This window comes from Nocardia cyriacigeorgica GUH-2, from assembly GCF_000284035.1.
Classification (GTDB): Bacteria; Actinomycetota; Actinomycetes; order Mycobacteriales; family Mycobacteriaceae; genus Nocardia; species Nocardia cyriacigeorgica_B.
The window spans coordinates 5,737,979-5,750,449 of record NC_016887.1; the positions used below are offsets into that span (position 1 = coordinate 5,737,979).

At 67.8% G+C, this 12,471-nt stretch carries 13 protein-coding genes; 9 read left to right on the plus strand and 4 right to left on the minus strand.

Annotated elements, in window-relative coordinates:
- Positions 1 to 39 precede the first annotated feature (39 nt).
- From NOCYR_RS25735 to NOCYR_RS25765, 7 genes are read left to right on the plus strand one after another with little or no spacing between them, the layout of a single operon-like run.
- Positions 40 to 528, plus strand: coding sequence for a type II toxin-antitoxin system RatA family toxin (locus tag NOCYR_RS25735; RefSeq protein ID WP_014353343.1), 489 nt, complete (start codon positions 40 to 42; stop codon positions 526 to 528).
- A gap of 1 nt (position 529) precedes the next feature.
- The gene (locus NOCYR_RS25740; RefSeq protein WP_014353344.1) at positions 530 to 979 is read left to right on the plus strand and encodes a membrane protein; all 450 of its coding nucleotides are present in this window, start codon (positions 530 to 532) and stop codon (positions 977 to 979) included.
- A gap of 5 nt (positions 980 to 984) precedes the next feature.
- Positions 985 to 1,461 (plus strand): flavin reductase family protein, encoded by a 477-nt coding sequence (locus NOCYR_RS25745; RefSeq protein ID WP_197538400.1) that lies wholly within the window; start codon positions 985 to 987, stop codon positions 1,459 to 1,461.
- Positions 1,458 to 2,837: an NAD(P)/FAD-dependent oxidoreductase gene (locus NOCYR_RS25750; RefSeq protein WP_014353346.1), complete on the plus strand. Its 1,380-nt coding sequence runs from the start codon at positions 1,458 to 1,460 to the stop codon at positions 2,835 to 2,837. The genes NOCYR_RS25745 and NOCYR_RS25750 overlap by 4 nt, the downstream gene beginning before the upstream one ends.
- A complete protein-coding gene (locus NOCYR_RS25755) occupies positions 2,834 to 4,594 on the plus strand; it encodes an NAD(P)/FAD-dependent oxidoreductase (protein WP_014353347.1) in 1,761 nt (586 codons plus the stop codon). Before NOCYR_RS25750 ends, NOCYR_RS25755 begins: the two co-directional genes overlap by 4 nt.
- A gap of 2 nt (positions 4,595 to 4,596) precedes the next feature.
- Complete coding sequence (locus NOCYR_RS25760; protein WP_048833721.1) at positions 4,597 to 5,964, plus strand: cation:proton antiporter; 1,368 nt, start codon at positions 4,597 to 4,599, stop codon at positions 5,962 to 5,964.
- A gap of 10 nt (positions 5,965 to 5,974) precedes the next feature.
- On the plus strand, positions 5,975 to 6,592 hold the full coding sequence (locus tag NOCYR_RS25765; RefSeq protein ID WP_048833722.1) for a TetR/AcrR family transcriptional regulator: 618 nt from the start codon (positions 5,975 to 5,977) through the stop codon (positions 6,590 to 6,592).
- Between the two features lie 7 nt (positions 6,593 to 6,599).
- On the opposite strand, the gene NOCYR_RS25770 is transcribed toward NOCYR_RS25765, so the two are convergent.
- From NOCYR_RS25770 to NOCYR_RS25780, 3 genes are read right to left on the minus strand one after another with little or no spacing between them, the layout of a single operon-like run.
- Positions 6,600 to 7,589, minus strand: a complete 990-nt coding sequence (locus NOCYR_RS25770; RefSeq protein ID WP_014353350.1) for an ABC transporter substrate-binding protein — start codon at positions 7,587 to 7,589, stop codon at positions 6,600 to 6,602.
- Positions 7,590 to 7,623: 34 nt separating this feature from the next.
- Positions 7,624 to 8,352, minus strand: a complete 729-nt coding sequence (locus NOCYR_RS25775) for an ABC transporter ATP-binding protein (RefSeq protein WP_014353351.1) — start codon at positions 8,350 to 8,352, stop codon at positions 7,624 to 7,626.
- The gene (locus NOCYR_RS25780; RefSeq protein WP_014353352.1) at positions 8,349 to 9,161 is read right to left on the minus strand and encodes an ABC transporter permease; all 813 of its coding nucleotides are present in this window, start codon (positions 9,159 to 9,161) and stop codon (positions 8,349 to 8,351) included. Before NOCYR_RS25780 ends, NOCYR_RS25775 begins: the two co-directional genes overlap by 4 nt.
- 128 nt (positions 9,162 to 9,289) lie before the next feature.
- Here NOCYR_RS25780 and NOCYR_RS25785 point away from each other — a divergent pair, with 128 nt between their 5' ends.
- Entirely contained in the window at positions 9,290 to 10,072 is a 783-nt protein-coding gene (locus NOCYR_RS25785) for a hypothetical protein (RefSeq protein WP_148280762.1), read from the plus strand.
- Between the two features lie 55 nt (positions 10,073 to 10,127).
- A complete protein-coding gene (locus NOCYR_RS25790; RefSeq protein WP_048833724.1) occupies positions 10,128 to 11,273 on the plus strand; it encodes a GTP-binding protein in 1,146 nt (381 codons plus the stop codon).
- Positions 11,274 to 11,327: 54 nt separating this feature from the next.
- On the opposite strand, the gene NOCYR_RS25795 is transcribed toward NOCYR_RS25790, so the two are convergent.
- Entirely contained in the window at positions 11,328 to 12,461 is a 1,134-nt protein-coding gene (locus tag NOCYR_RS25795) for an epoxide hydrolase family protein (RefSeq protein WP_014353355.1), read from the minus strand.
- Positions 12,462 to 12,471: the final 10 nt, after the last annotated feature.

Genomic DNA, 12,471 nt, shown 5'->3' on the forward strand with positions numbered 1-12,471 from the left:
ACATTGCGTAGCGCAAAACTGACAGTTCGCACACACACCATGGACGCCGACCACACCTATGACGCGATCCGGCATTTCGACACCTACGCCGAGCTGGTCGACGAGGTCCGGTCGGTCGTCGTGCGTCCCGGCGCCGACGACCGGTCATCCACCAGCGACTGGGAGGTCTATTTCCGCAACGGACCGTTGAGCTGGACCGAGGTCGACTACTTCCAGCACGAACGCCGCCGCATCGTCTTCGAGCAGGAGACCGGCGACTTCCACGTCTTCCGCGGCGTCTGGCAGGTCCAGCCCGCCGGCGCAGGCAGCACGGTCACCTTCGAGGCGAGCTTCGATTTCGGGATCCCGAGCTTGGCCGGTGTGCTCGAGCCGATCGCCGAGAAGGTGCTGAAGGAGGGCATCGCCACCGTGCTGCACCGGCTGCTCGATGGTTGCGAAGTGGTCGGCGACCCGGCCGTGGCGGCAGCGGTCACCCAGCGGATGGCCCTGGTCGCACCGGGCCTGGGCACAACCGGGGACGGGGACTGACATGGACCAGGCCAACCGTTTCGCGACCCGGACCGCCTACCTGCTGCTGCGCCTCGAATACGGCGTCGCGACGGCGATCTGCACGGTCGCGTTCCTGCTGCATCTCGGTGAGGTGCGCTGGTGGGTCGCGATCGCCCTGTTCGCCTACATCGACGTCATCGGCTATCTGCCGGGCCTGTACCAGCACATCCGCACGGGATCCGTGCCGAGGGCCTACTACGTCCTCTACAACGTCATGCACAGCTTCACCACCCAGGGCATCGTCATCGGCCTGTGGGTGCTCGTCTTCGGCTTCGAATGGGCGCTGCTGGTCATCCCGATCCATCTCTGCGGTGACCGGGCGCTGTTCGGCAGCTTCATCAAATCCTTCGAGGTTCCGTTCGAACCGAAGCATCCGATTCCCGAGTTCGCCGAATTCGAGGACCGGCTCGTGGCACGCGCGTCGGGATGATCGCGATGACCACACCCGGCAACTCCGATCGCTATCTGCGGCTGTACCGGAAGCTGGCCGCCGGGGTCGCGGTGATCTCGGCGCAGGGCACCGACGGCCCCACCGGGATGACGGCCTCGTCGGTGACGTCGCTGTCGCTGCGGCCACCGCTGCTGCTCGCCTGCCTGGCCGTCGGGTCGGCGACGTTGTCGGCGATCGAAGACAGCGGCCGGTTCGGGGTCGCCTTGCTGGCCGAGCATCAGCAGGCGCTGGCCCGGGATTTCGCCTCACCCTCGGCGCCGCGGTTCGCCGTGCACGCCTATCGGCGCGTGCTCGGCGTCCCGGTGCTCGCCGATCCGATGGCGTGGGCGGTGTGCGCGTTGACCGACACCCGGACCTATGGCGACCACGTGGTGGTGGTCGGCGAAATCGCTGCGTTGGAAACCGATTCAGGAAGGCCGCTGCTATGGCACAGCCAATCGTTCGCACTGCTGCGGACATGAGTAATGATCCGATCTGGTGGCCGCGCGGCGTTGGCGCGGCCGCCGGGCACCCGCCGCTGTCCGGCGGCCACGACGCCGACCTTGCGATCGTGGGTGGGGGGCTGGCCGGCTTGGCCACGGCCTACTACGCGAGCATCGCCCGGCCCGACATGACCATCGTGGTGCTGGAGGCCGGTTTCGTCGGTGCCGGCGCGACCGGCCGCAGCACCGGCATCGTTTCGCCCGGTCTCAGCATCCCGCTGCCCCGGCTGCGCCGGCGGATCGGCGACGCCCGCACCCTGGCGGCCTTCGACGCGTCGCAGCACGGCGTGCGATTGCTGCGCGAACTCATCAAGAGCGAGCACATCGACTGCGACGCACGCGATGAACCGCACACGCTGACCGTCCTCACCGGACGCCAACGCGCCCGGATGAACGCCCACCTGCGGGTTCTCGCCGAGCTCGGCCGCCCGGTCCGGCGACTGACCGGCACCGAGCTGATCGCCGCGGCCGGCCACGGTTACGCGGCCGGGTTCTCCTACGACGACGCCATGGTCATCGACCCGTACCGGCTGCTGGCCGGCCTCGTGGCAACGCTGCGCGCACGCGGAGTCATGGTCTACGAGAACAGTCACGTGCAGTCGGTGGATTGCTCCGGCCGCGCACCGAAGCTGACGACCGCCTCGGGTGTGGTGACCGCGCGCCGGGTGCTCTACACCGTCGACGGATACGCCGACCGGCTCAACCCGATGCGGACGTCGGTGGTCGCGTTGCGCACTCATCTGCTGGCCACCGAGCCACTGTCGGATGCGCAGGTGGCGGGTCTCGGCTGGGCCGGCCGCGGCGGCATCATCGACCAGCGCAATTTCTTCAACTACTACCGGATGACCGCGGATCGACGGCTGGTGTTCGGCGGCGGCCCGGCGCTGGTGCCCACCGGTAAGCCGGCGGTCGACGACGCACGCTCCGCGGCCGTGCAACGACGCATCGATCACGAACTGCTCCAACGTTTTCCCTCGTTGGCGGAAGTGGAGGTCGCGGCCCGCTGGTCCGGGCTCACCGCCAGCAGCACCGACCGATTGCCGGTGGTCGGGCCCGTGCCCGGCCAGGACGGGTGCTTCTACGCGGGTGCCTGGTGCGGGCACGGGTTCGCCATGTCGGTGGACACCGCTTGGCGTTTCGCCGAGACGCTGACCGGCGGTCCCCAGCCGCGCCTGCCTTGGAGCCGTTCCGGGGCGCAGCCGGTTCCGACCGCGCTGGCCCGTGGCACCGGCGTGCGCGCCTACCTCAGATTTCTCGACTACTCCGACCGGACCGGACTGCGGTTGGCCGGCAGATCTCCGCGGGCCCAGATGAGCCGCTCGCGGCTCGAACGACAGACACAGGAGCAACCGTGACACCGAAAGCTGCCCCCACCACCGATTCCCGGACCGACTTCGATGTGGCGATCGTCGGCGGCGGTATCGGCGGCTCCGCCTTGGCCGCGATCCTCGCCCGCCACCAGGTCCGGGTCGTCATCATCGAAGCCGGTGGCCATCCGCGGTTCGCCATCGGCGAATCCACGGTCCCCGAAACGATCATGGGACTGCGCAATCTCGCCCGCCGCTATGACGTTCCGGAGCTGGAGAACCTGTCCTCGCACGGCAAGTTGCGCCGCACCGTCAGCACAGCCTGCGGGGTCAAGCGCAACTTCAGCTTCGTCTACCACCAGGAAGGCGAACGATTCCGGCCCGACCAGTGCACCCAGTACCCGACCTGGGGGCCGCCATTGGGTCCCGATTCACACTTCTTCCGCCAGGATGTGGATGCCTACGTCTACCAGGTGGCCCTGTCCTACGGCGCGACCGGAATGACCTACCGGCCCGTGACCGGCGTCGATTTCGACAGCGATGCGGCAGTGGTGAATACCGCTGACGGCAACCGGTATCGCGTCAAGTACGTCGTCGACGCGGGTGGAATGCGCAGCGTGCTCGGCGAGACGCTGGGCCTGCGCACCGATCCGCCGTACCGGACCCGGACTCGAACCATCTTCACCCACCTGACCGGCGTCGAACCCTTCGACCGGATCGCGGGCCGCCGCCGCGATCACGGCATGCCGAGCCCGTTCTCCCAGGGCACGCTGCACCATCTGTTCGAGGGCGGCTGGGCCTGGGTGATCCCGTTCGACAACCACGTCAGTTCGACCAGCAGGCTGTGCTCGGTCGGCATCAACCTCGACCTCGACCGATACCCGCCGGGCGATGAATCGCCGGAGGACGAGTTCTGGGCACATGTGCGGCGTTTCCCGGATTTCCATCGGCAACTGGCCAATGCCAGGGCCGTGCGCCCGTATACCGCCTCCCAGCGCAATCAGTTCGCCTCCCGTCAGCTGGCCGGCGATCGGTGGTGCCTGCTGCCCCATGCCTCCGATTTCATCGATCCGCTGTTCTCCAGCGGCCTGGCCGTGACCGTCATGGCCTTGAATTCGCTGGGGCACCGGTTGATCGATGCGGTGCGGGAGAACGACTTCTCCCGGGAACGATTCGAATACGTCGAGACATGGGTCAAACGTGCCTTCGGCTACTACGACGACCTGGTCGACTGCTCCTACGTCGCGTTCGGTGATTTCGACCTGTGGAACGCGTGGTTCCGGGTGTGGATGCTCGGCACGCTGTACGGCGTGAACGGGCAGATGCAGGCCGGGTTCGCGTTCGACCGGACGCAGAACCGTCTCGTGTTCGACGCGCTCGAGCAAGCGCCGTATCGCGGTCTCCAGGGAATCGACAACCCGCATTGTGCGGCGATGTTCGGCCGGGCCCGCGCGGCCGTGCACGCCTATCGGGACAAGGAGATCACCGCGGGTGAGGCCTGCGGCCGGATCTACGAAGCGCTGCGCGACAGCAACCTGGCGCCGCAATTCTGGGACATCCTCGATCCGGATCGCCGGTGCCCATCCGGCCCGTTCACGCTCTGGTCGATGGCGCGGATCCTGATGTGGGGCAAATGGTCCAGTCCCGAGCACGTACGTGGCAAGTATTTCGCCGATGGGTTCGACGTGGTCATCCCCGAAGCGGCGAGCTTCTACGGAGGCGAGGTGCGGGCCGGCCTGACCACGGCGTATCAGGGCATGCGCGACATGGTGGTGGCGGGCAATCGTGACTGGCGTCGCCGGTAGCAATGCCGTCGACGACAACGCTGGCGTCGGCGCCGGTGCCCCCGGTTCCGACGCACAGCGTGCTCATCCTGCTGGTTCAACTGTGCGTGCTGCTGCTGGCCGCGCGCCTGCTCGGCAGCATCGCGCTGCGGGTCCGGCTGCCGCGCATCGTCGGTGAACTCTCGGCCGGCATTCTGCTGGGTCCGTCGGTACTCGGGCACCTCGGCTCGGTGTCGAGTCTGCTGTTCCCGACGACGGGCGAGCACCAGCATCTGCTGGACGTGGTCGGGCAACTCGGCGTCTTGTTGCTGGTCGGCCTGGCCGGAGCTCAGCTGGATATCGGCTATGCCCGCCGCAACACGTCGACGGTGGCCAAGGTCAGTGGCACCGGGTTACTGGTTCCGCTGCTGCTCGGGCTCGGTACCGGACTCACGGTGGCCCTGCCGTTACGCCCGGACGACATCGAGCCCGCGGTGTTCGCGGCGTTCATCGCGGTAGCACTCAGCGTTTCGGCCATTCCGGTCATCGCGAAAACGCTGCTCGAACTCGGTTTGATGCACCGCGATATCGGCCAGCTCGTGCTCGCGGCCAGCGCGATCGACGATGCGGTGGGCTGGCTGCTGCTGTCGATCGTGGCCGCGCTGGCCGCCCATGGTGTCACCGGCCTGTCGGTCGTCGCCGCGGTCGGCGGGCTGATCGGCGTGCTGGTGGTCGCGGTGACGATCGCGGGTCCGCTGATCCGGGCCGCGATGCGCCGCGCGGACTCCGCGGCCCGGCAGGACTCGCCCACCGACACCACCGGGCGGGTGACGGTGGTGATGGTCATCGCGATACTGGCCGGTGCCGTGGCGACCGGGGCCGTCGGCTTCGAGCCGGTTCTCGGCGCGTTCCTCAGCGGCGTGCTCATCCGTTCGAGTGGTGTGGCCGCGGCGCATCTCGGGCCGCTGTCGACGATGGTGATGACGATTCTCGCGCCGATCTATTTCGCGACCGCGGGACTGCGGATGGATCTGACCGCGCTCGCCGAACCGGTGGTGCTCGCCGCGGCGCTGGCGGTGACCTGCGCGGCGATCATCGGCAAGTTCGCCGGTGCCTACCTCGGTGGGTGGCTGAGCGGGCTGGACCTGCACAGCCGGGTGGCGCTCGGGGCCGGGATGAACGCCCGCGGCGTGATCGAGGTGATCATCGCGATGGTCGGCTTGCAGCTCGGAGTGCTCGGCACCGAGGCGTACACGGCCCTGGTGCTGGTGGCCGTCGTGACCTCGATCATGGCACCGCCGATGTTGCGCTGGGCGCTGGGGAAGGTGCCGGAATCGGCCGGCGAGGCCGAACGCGCCCGGGCGACGGCGTCCGACCCCGAGTCCGTCGGCAGTCGCGTGGTCGGCGACTAGACTGGTATTCGTGGCCGCTACCAGAACCAGCAGACGCGAGATGTATGCCGCGCTCACCAAGAGCGCGATCATCGACGCCGCGCGCACGCTGTTCGTCGAGCGGGGGTACGACGAGACGTCGGTGGACGATATCGCGCGGGAGTCCAACGTCAGCAAGGGCGCGGTGTATCACCACTTTCCGGATAAGCAGCAGATCTTCGCCGATGTGTACCGGGAGGCTACGGCGGCGGTCACCATGAAGGTGGCCGAGGAAGTCGCCGGTACGACGGCGGAGTCGTGGGAGCGGGTGGAGGTGGCCGCGCGGGCGGCGATCCAGGCGTATGCGGCCGACCCCGACACCTTGGCCCTGCTGCGCCAGGTCACCCGGGTGCTCGGTGACGAGCGCACCAAGCGGCTGGAATCGGAGCTGGCGCTGCCGCTGATCCGTGGGCTGCTCGATGAGATGGCGGCGATCGGTCAGCTGCGCCCGTTCGACACCGATATCGCGGCCCAGCTCGCCTTCCGGGTGCTGTGCGAGGCGTCGCTGATCGTGGCGGCCGCCGACGACCCCGAGACGGCGGCCCGGGAATCGGAGACCGTCATGTTGCGGATGCTGGAAGGCCTGCGGGCACCCGTCGCGGGGTCGTGACCGGCGGCTACTGCTGGTCGAAGCGCTGATCGACGAAGTCGGCGAAGGCAACCTTGCCGGGGATCGCGCCGGCCTCGGTGAAGGCGTCGGCGATCTCCTGTTCGGAGGCGATCACCTGGTCGTCGAGCGGGATGGGCTGTTTGATCGAGCGGGTCCACGTGGTGCGGGAGGCGTCGACGGGGATGGCGGTCAGCTCTGCATACTTGGCCGACCACAGGTCGAGATTGTCCGAAGACCACTGCGTGGCCGCGGCGTAGCGGGTGAAGAAGTCGCGGATGGCGGCCGATTTGCCGGGGTCGTCGACGGCTTTGTTCGAGGCCACCCAGAAGTTGTAGCCGTTGGCGGCCTGATCGGCGGAGGCGATGGATTTGGCACCGACCTCCTTTTCGGCGATGGCGGTGTAGGGATCCCAGACCGCCCAGGCGTCGACGTCGCCGCGGGTCAGCGAGGCGTAGCCGTCGGCTGGGGCGAGGTAGACCGGTTCCACGTCGTCCAGGCTCAGGCCCGCTTTCTGCAGTTGCAGCAGCAGGTTCGCATTCGCGGAGCTGCCCTTGGTGACGGCGACCTTCTTGCCCTTCAGATCGGCCACCGACGCGACCTTCGAATCCTTGCCGACGAGGATCGCATCGCCTTTACCCGTCGCGGCCAGCGCACCGACGATCTTGATATCGGCATTCGCCGCGGCACCGAAGATCACCGGGGTATTGCCGGTCTGCGCCAGATCGATACCGCCCGCCCCGGCCGCTTCGATCAGCGGCGGTCCGGCCGTGAAAGTGGAGAACTCGATCTTGTACGGCAGGTTCTCCAGCTGGCCCGACGCCCGCAGCAGGACCTCGATCGAAATCGCTTTCTGATCACCGACTTTCAAGGTGACCGTGCTGAGATCCACCGGACCGGTCGGCGCGGGCGCGGCCTCCTCACCGCATGCCGAGGTGGCGAAGACAGCGGCGGCCACCAGGGCCGCACCGGCGAGGCGGAAGATCGAGAGTCGTTTCACGAGAACTGCTTTCCTGCGTAATCGAACGGGTGGATCAGACGGTGACGCCGAGCAGCGCCAGCAACCGCGTGACGTACTCGGCCGCTTCCGGCGACGACGGCGGGCGGGGACGGGCCAGATCGATGCGGACGTCCTCGGCGATGCGGCCCTGGTCGAGCACCAGCACCCGATCGGCGAGCGCGACCGCTTCGGCGACATCGTGGGTGACGAGCAGGACGCCGAACCCGCGTTCGGCCTGCAACCGCAGCAAGAGCTCATGCATGGCCAGGCGGGTCAGTGCGTCCAGGGCGCCGAAGGGTTCGTCGAGCAGCAGCAGCGTCGGATGCGCGACCAACGCCCTGGCCAGGGCGACGCGCTGCGCCTCACCACCGGAGAGAGTGAGCGGCCAGGCGTCGGCGCGCTCGCGCAGGTTGACCTGGTCGAGCAGTTCCCTGGCGATCTTCTCGTCGGCCCGGCGATTGCGCGGGCCCGGCCGTCCGAGCGCCACATTGCGGACCACCGGCAGCCACGGGATCAGCCGCGCCTCCTGGAAGACGAATGTCGGCTGCGCCTCGACCTGTACCGTCCCGCGATCGGCGTGGTCGAGTCCGCCGATGATCCGCAGCAGCGTCGACTTGCCGGAGCCGCTGCGCCCGACCAGTGCGACGATCTCGCCCGCCGCGATGTCGACCTCGATGCCGTCGAGGACGGTGCGGGCGCCGAAGCTCTTGCCCAGTCCGGTGATTCGCGCCGCCGAAGTGGTGGCGGTCTCGATGACGGTCATGGTTGGACCCCTCGGTCGACGGACGGACGCCAGCGCAGCGCGCGATGTTCGAGTGCGCGCACGATCGAATCGGTGGCCAGTCCGAGCAGGCTGTAGATGAGCAGCCCGAAGATCACGATGTCGGTGCGCAGGAATTCGCGGGCGTTGTTGATCACGAAACCCAGGCCGGCGCTGGCATTGATCTGCTCGGCCACGATCAGCGACAGCCAGGCGATGCCGAGGCTTTGCCGCGCGCCGACCAGGATCTGCGCCAGCGCGCCGGGCACGATGAGCAGCCGCAATCGCTCGGACAGGGTCAGTTGCAGGGTGCGGCCCAGTTCCAGCAGCTTCGGATCCAGCTGACGGATCCCGGCGAAGGTATTCAGATACAGCGGGCAGAACACCCCGAGCGCGATCAGGTAGATCTTCGGCTCCTCGCCGATCCCGAACCAGATGATGAACAGCGGGATCAACCCGAACAACGGGATGGTGCGCAACATCTGCAACGGCGGATCCAGCACGTATTCCCCGGTCGTGCTGATTCCCGCCAGGACGCCCAGCACCACCGCCAGCACCGCACCCAGCAGGAACCCGAACAGCGCCCGCTCACCGGAAACCAGCAGCGCCTCCCCGAGCTGACCGGAACGATAGATCTCCAACCCGGCATCGAGTACCACCGACGGTGCGGGCAATTTCTTCGCCGACACCCAGCCACTGCTACTGGCGACCTGCCAGATCACCAGCAGCGCGATCGGGGCGAGCGCACGCAGAAACCCCGGCCGCCGATACAGCGCTACCCGCCGCTCGACTCGCTCGACGCGCCTCTCCATAAGCATTCGTGCATGATGCGCGGGGTCCGGGTGCCGCCGACAGGGTTGCGCTCAGGGTGAATCGATCCGCGCCGGCCCTGTCACTCGCCGGCTCCGGCCTGGTCGTATCCCCGTAGAGTCACCGTCTGATGACTTACTATCCGCCACAGCAGAATCCGCCTGGGCTACCGCCATCCGGAAAACCGGCTGGGGACCCACCGCCGCCCTATGGCGCGTTACCGCCGCCACCACCGCGCAACTGGCTGCCCGTCATCCTCGGCGCGGCACTCGTCGGGGTCCTCGCGATCGGCATCGGCGCGATAGCGATCGGGTCCGGGTCGGACTCCGAGGCGGACCGTTCGGCGTCCCCGACCAGCAAGGCATTGCCCACCCTGGCGCCGACCACCACCGAGGAGAAGACCTGGGAGGGCGCCTATTCGTACTCGGCGGTGGGCGATGCGTGTGAGCTCGTCCCGGCCGATGCCATGGCCTTCTTCATACCGGGCCCTCCGGATAAGCAGGAGTCCGAGGCCGAACCGCCGGACAGTTATGGCGGAGGCGAACTGTCCTGCGACTCCAGCTATGGGTTGACAGGACCGGCGCCCAACCAGGCCGTCACGGCGCACGATTTGACCGTGGAGTTCGCCGACAAACTCACCAACAGTTCGTCCCGGTTCGACAGCGCCGGCCAGTCTCTCGGAAAAACCGGCGACGACAGCGGTGCTGTGCAAGGCGTCGGCAGTGCCGCCTTCTCCAGCGTGGATTTCTACTCCGACGGTCGCATCGTGTACTACACCCTCATTTCCTGGGATAGCAATGCGTTCGTCAAGATCTTCGTCCTCGCAGGTGCCGACGCCCCGCTCACCCGCGCCCGCGTGGACGCCATCGTCGGCCCGCAGGTCCAGCACGCCCTCGACGCACTGCGCCGGTAGTTCGGAGTCGGGACCACCTCCATCGACGGTTAATGAAAATGGTTATCATTTGTAGATGACCACTTCACCTCCCCAGCAACTGCCGGTGACCGTGCTGTCCGGGTTCCTCGGCGCGGGCAAGACCACCCTGCTCAACCACATCCTCGCCAACCGTGAGGGCCGTCGTGTCGCGGTGATCGTCAACGACATGAGCGAGGTGAATATCGACGCGGCGCTGGTGGCGGGCCAGGGACATCTGGATCGCACCGAGGAGAAGCTGGTCGAGCTGACCAACGGCTGCATCTGCTGCACCCTGCGCGAGGACCTCATCGAGGCGGTCGGGCGGCTGGCACGGGAGGGGCGCTTCGATCAGCTGGTGATCGAGTCGACCGGCATCTCCGAGCCGATGCCGGTGGCGGCCACCTTCGATTGGGAATTCGAGGACGGATTCACCCTCGGCTCCATCGCCCGCCTCGACACCATGGTGACCGTTGTCGACGCCTCGACTTTCCTCGCCGAGATCGCCCGCGGCCAGGCGCTCGCCGAGCGGAACCTGCAAGCGGGCGAGGGCGATGAGCGCGGCATCGCCGATCTGCTGGCCGATCAGGTGGAGTTCGCGGATGTGCTGTTGATCAACAAGACCGACCTGGTGAGCGAGCAGGCCGCCGGTGCGGTGGAGGCGACGGTGCGGCGAATGAATCCACGCGCCAGGGTTTTACGGACTCAGCGCGGCGTCGTCGAGTTGAAAGAAGTGCTCGACACCGGACGCTACGACCCGGTCGCCGCCGCGGCGACCGAGGGCTGGGAGGAGGAGCTGGCGGGCGGCCATGTGCCCGAAACCGAGGAGTACGGCATCAGCAGCCTCACCTATATCGCCGATCGGCCGTTCCATCCGCAGCGTCTGGCCGAGGCGCTCGAACAGCTGCGGGGACTGTTGCGCAGCAAGGGTTTCTGCTGGATCGCCAGCCGGTCGGAGTTGGCCGCCATCTGGTCGCAGGCCGGTCCGAATCTGGTGTTCGAGCCGGCGGCGTGGTGGTCCTCGCTGGAGGTCCCGGCCGGGCAGGAGATCGTCTTCATCGGAATCAAGCTGAACCGCGACCACATTCGCGCACTACTCGACCGCGCCCTGCTCACCGACGCCGAACTCGCGGCGGGCCCGCAGGCCTGGGCCAACTACCCCGATCCGTTCCCCGCCTGGGGCGATCTGCACGAGCACGCCTGAACCACGCGGAAAAACGCTGCCCAGGTCCACTCGACCTGGGCAGCGTCGTCCCGCTCACCGCACCTGCGCGAAGAACTGCCGGATGTCGGCGGTGAGCACCTGCGGCGCCTCGTGCGCGGCGAAGTGCCCGGCGGCATCGTTGGGCCCGCCGACCACCGAGTCGACGTCATAGGAATTCCAGCTGACGATATTGCTGTGATCGCGTCCGGCGAACCGGCGCATCGACTGGAAATCACCGGTGAACATGGCCAGCGCGGTCGGCGCGGTGGTCGGCTCCGACGGCTGCTCGGCGGCATGGGCCTGCTCGTAGTAGAAGCGGATCGAGGTCGGGCCGGTGCCGGTCAGCCAGTACAGCGCGATGTTCGCGATCACGAACTCCTCGTCGAGGCTCTCGCCGAACAGCTGCGCGTTCCAGCCGAGCAGACCCAGCGGGGAATCGGCGAGCGCGTAGGCCAGCGTCTGCGGCTGCTGGCTGCAGAACACGTTGAACGCCATCTTGTTGTCCTGGAACCACTTCAGGTGCTCGAGCGCGGCGAGGTCGTCGGCGGAGATGCCATCGAATTCGGCCGGATCGCCGGACGGGAACGAGAACAGCTGCGTCACATGCACACCCACCACGCGGTCGGGTGCGAGCCTGCCGATCTCCGGGGAGACCATCGAACCGCCGTCGTTGCCGATCGCACCGAACTTCTGGTAACCGAGCCGATCCATCAACTCCACCCAGGCGCGGGCGGTGCGCTGGACGTTCCAGCCGGTGCTGCGGGTCGGGCCGGAGAATCCGAATCCGGGCAGTGACGGGATCACCACGTGGAAGGCCGGCGCGTCGGGCGATTCGGGCGCGGTCAGCAGCTCGATGACGTCGAGGTATTCCAGGACCGAGCCGGGCCAGCCATGGGTGAGGATCACCGGCAGCGCATCCTCGCGCTCGGAGCGCACATGCAGGAAGTGGATGCTCTCGCCGTCGATCTCGGCGATGAACTGCGGGTAGGCGTTGAGCCGCGCCTCCACCGCGCGCCAGTCGAACTTCTCCAGCCAGTACTCGGCGAGCGCCCGCACGCGGTCGCCGGGAACGCCGTAGGCATCGCCGACGCCGGGCAGCTCATGCGGCCAGAGCGCCCGGCGCAGCCGGTCGGCCAGATCGTCGAGCCGGGCCTGCGGGATGTCGACGGTGAAGGGGCGGATGGTCATGGCGAGCTCC

Bases quoted from the DNA above. Each gene is read 5' to 3' on its own strand.
- NOCYR_RS25735 (WP_014353343.1), top strand. From the start codon at position 40: ATGGACGCCGACCACACCTATGACGCGATCCGGCATTTCGACACCTAC.
- NOCYR_RS25740 (WP_014353344.1), top strand. From the start codon at position 530: ATGGACCAGGCCAACCGTTTCGCGACCCGGACCGCCTACCTGCTGCTG.
- NOCYR_RS25745 (WP_197538400.1), top strand. From the start codon at position 985: ATGACCACACCCGGCAACTCCGATCGCTATCTGCGGCTGTACCGGAAG.
- NOCYR_RS25750 (WP_014353346.1), top strand. From the start codon at position 1,458: ATGAGTAATGATCCGATCTGGTGGCCGCGCGGCGTTGGCGCGGCCGCC.
- NOCYR_RS25760 (WP_048833721.1), top strand. From the start codon at position 4,597: ATGCCGTCGACGACAACGCTGGCGTCGGCGCCGGTGCCCCCGGTTCCG.
- NOCYR_RS25775 (WP_014353351.1), bottom strand. From the start codon at position 8,352: ATGACCGTCATCGAGACCGCCACCACTTCGGCGGCGCGAATCACCGGA.
- NOCYR_RS25780 (WP_014353352.1), bottom strand. From the start codon at position 9,161: ATGGAGAGGCGCGTCGAGCGAGTCGAGCGGCGGGTAGCGCTGTATCGG.
- NOCYR_RS25785 (WP_148280762.1), top strand. From the start codon at position 9,290: ATGACTTACTATCCGCCACAGCAGAATCCGCCTGGGCTACCGCCATCC.
- NOCYR_RS25790 (WP_048833724.1), top strand. From the start codon at position 10,128: ATGACCACTTCACCTCCCCAGCAACTGCCGGTGACCGTGCTGTCCGGG.
- NOCYR_RS25795 (WP_014353355.1), bottom strand. From the start codon at position 12,461: ATGACCATCCGCCCCTTCACCGTCGACATCCCGCAGGCCCGGCTCGAC.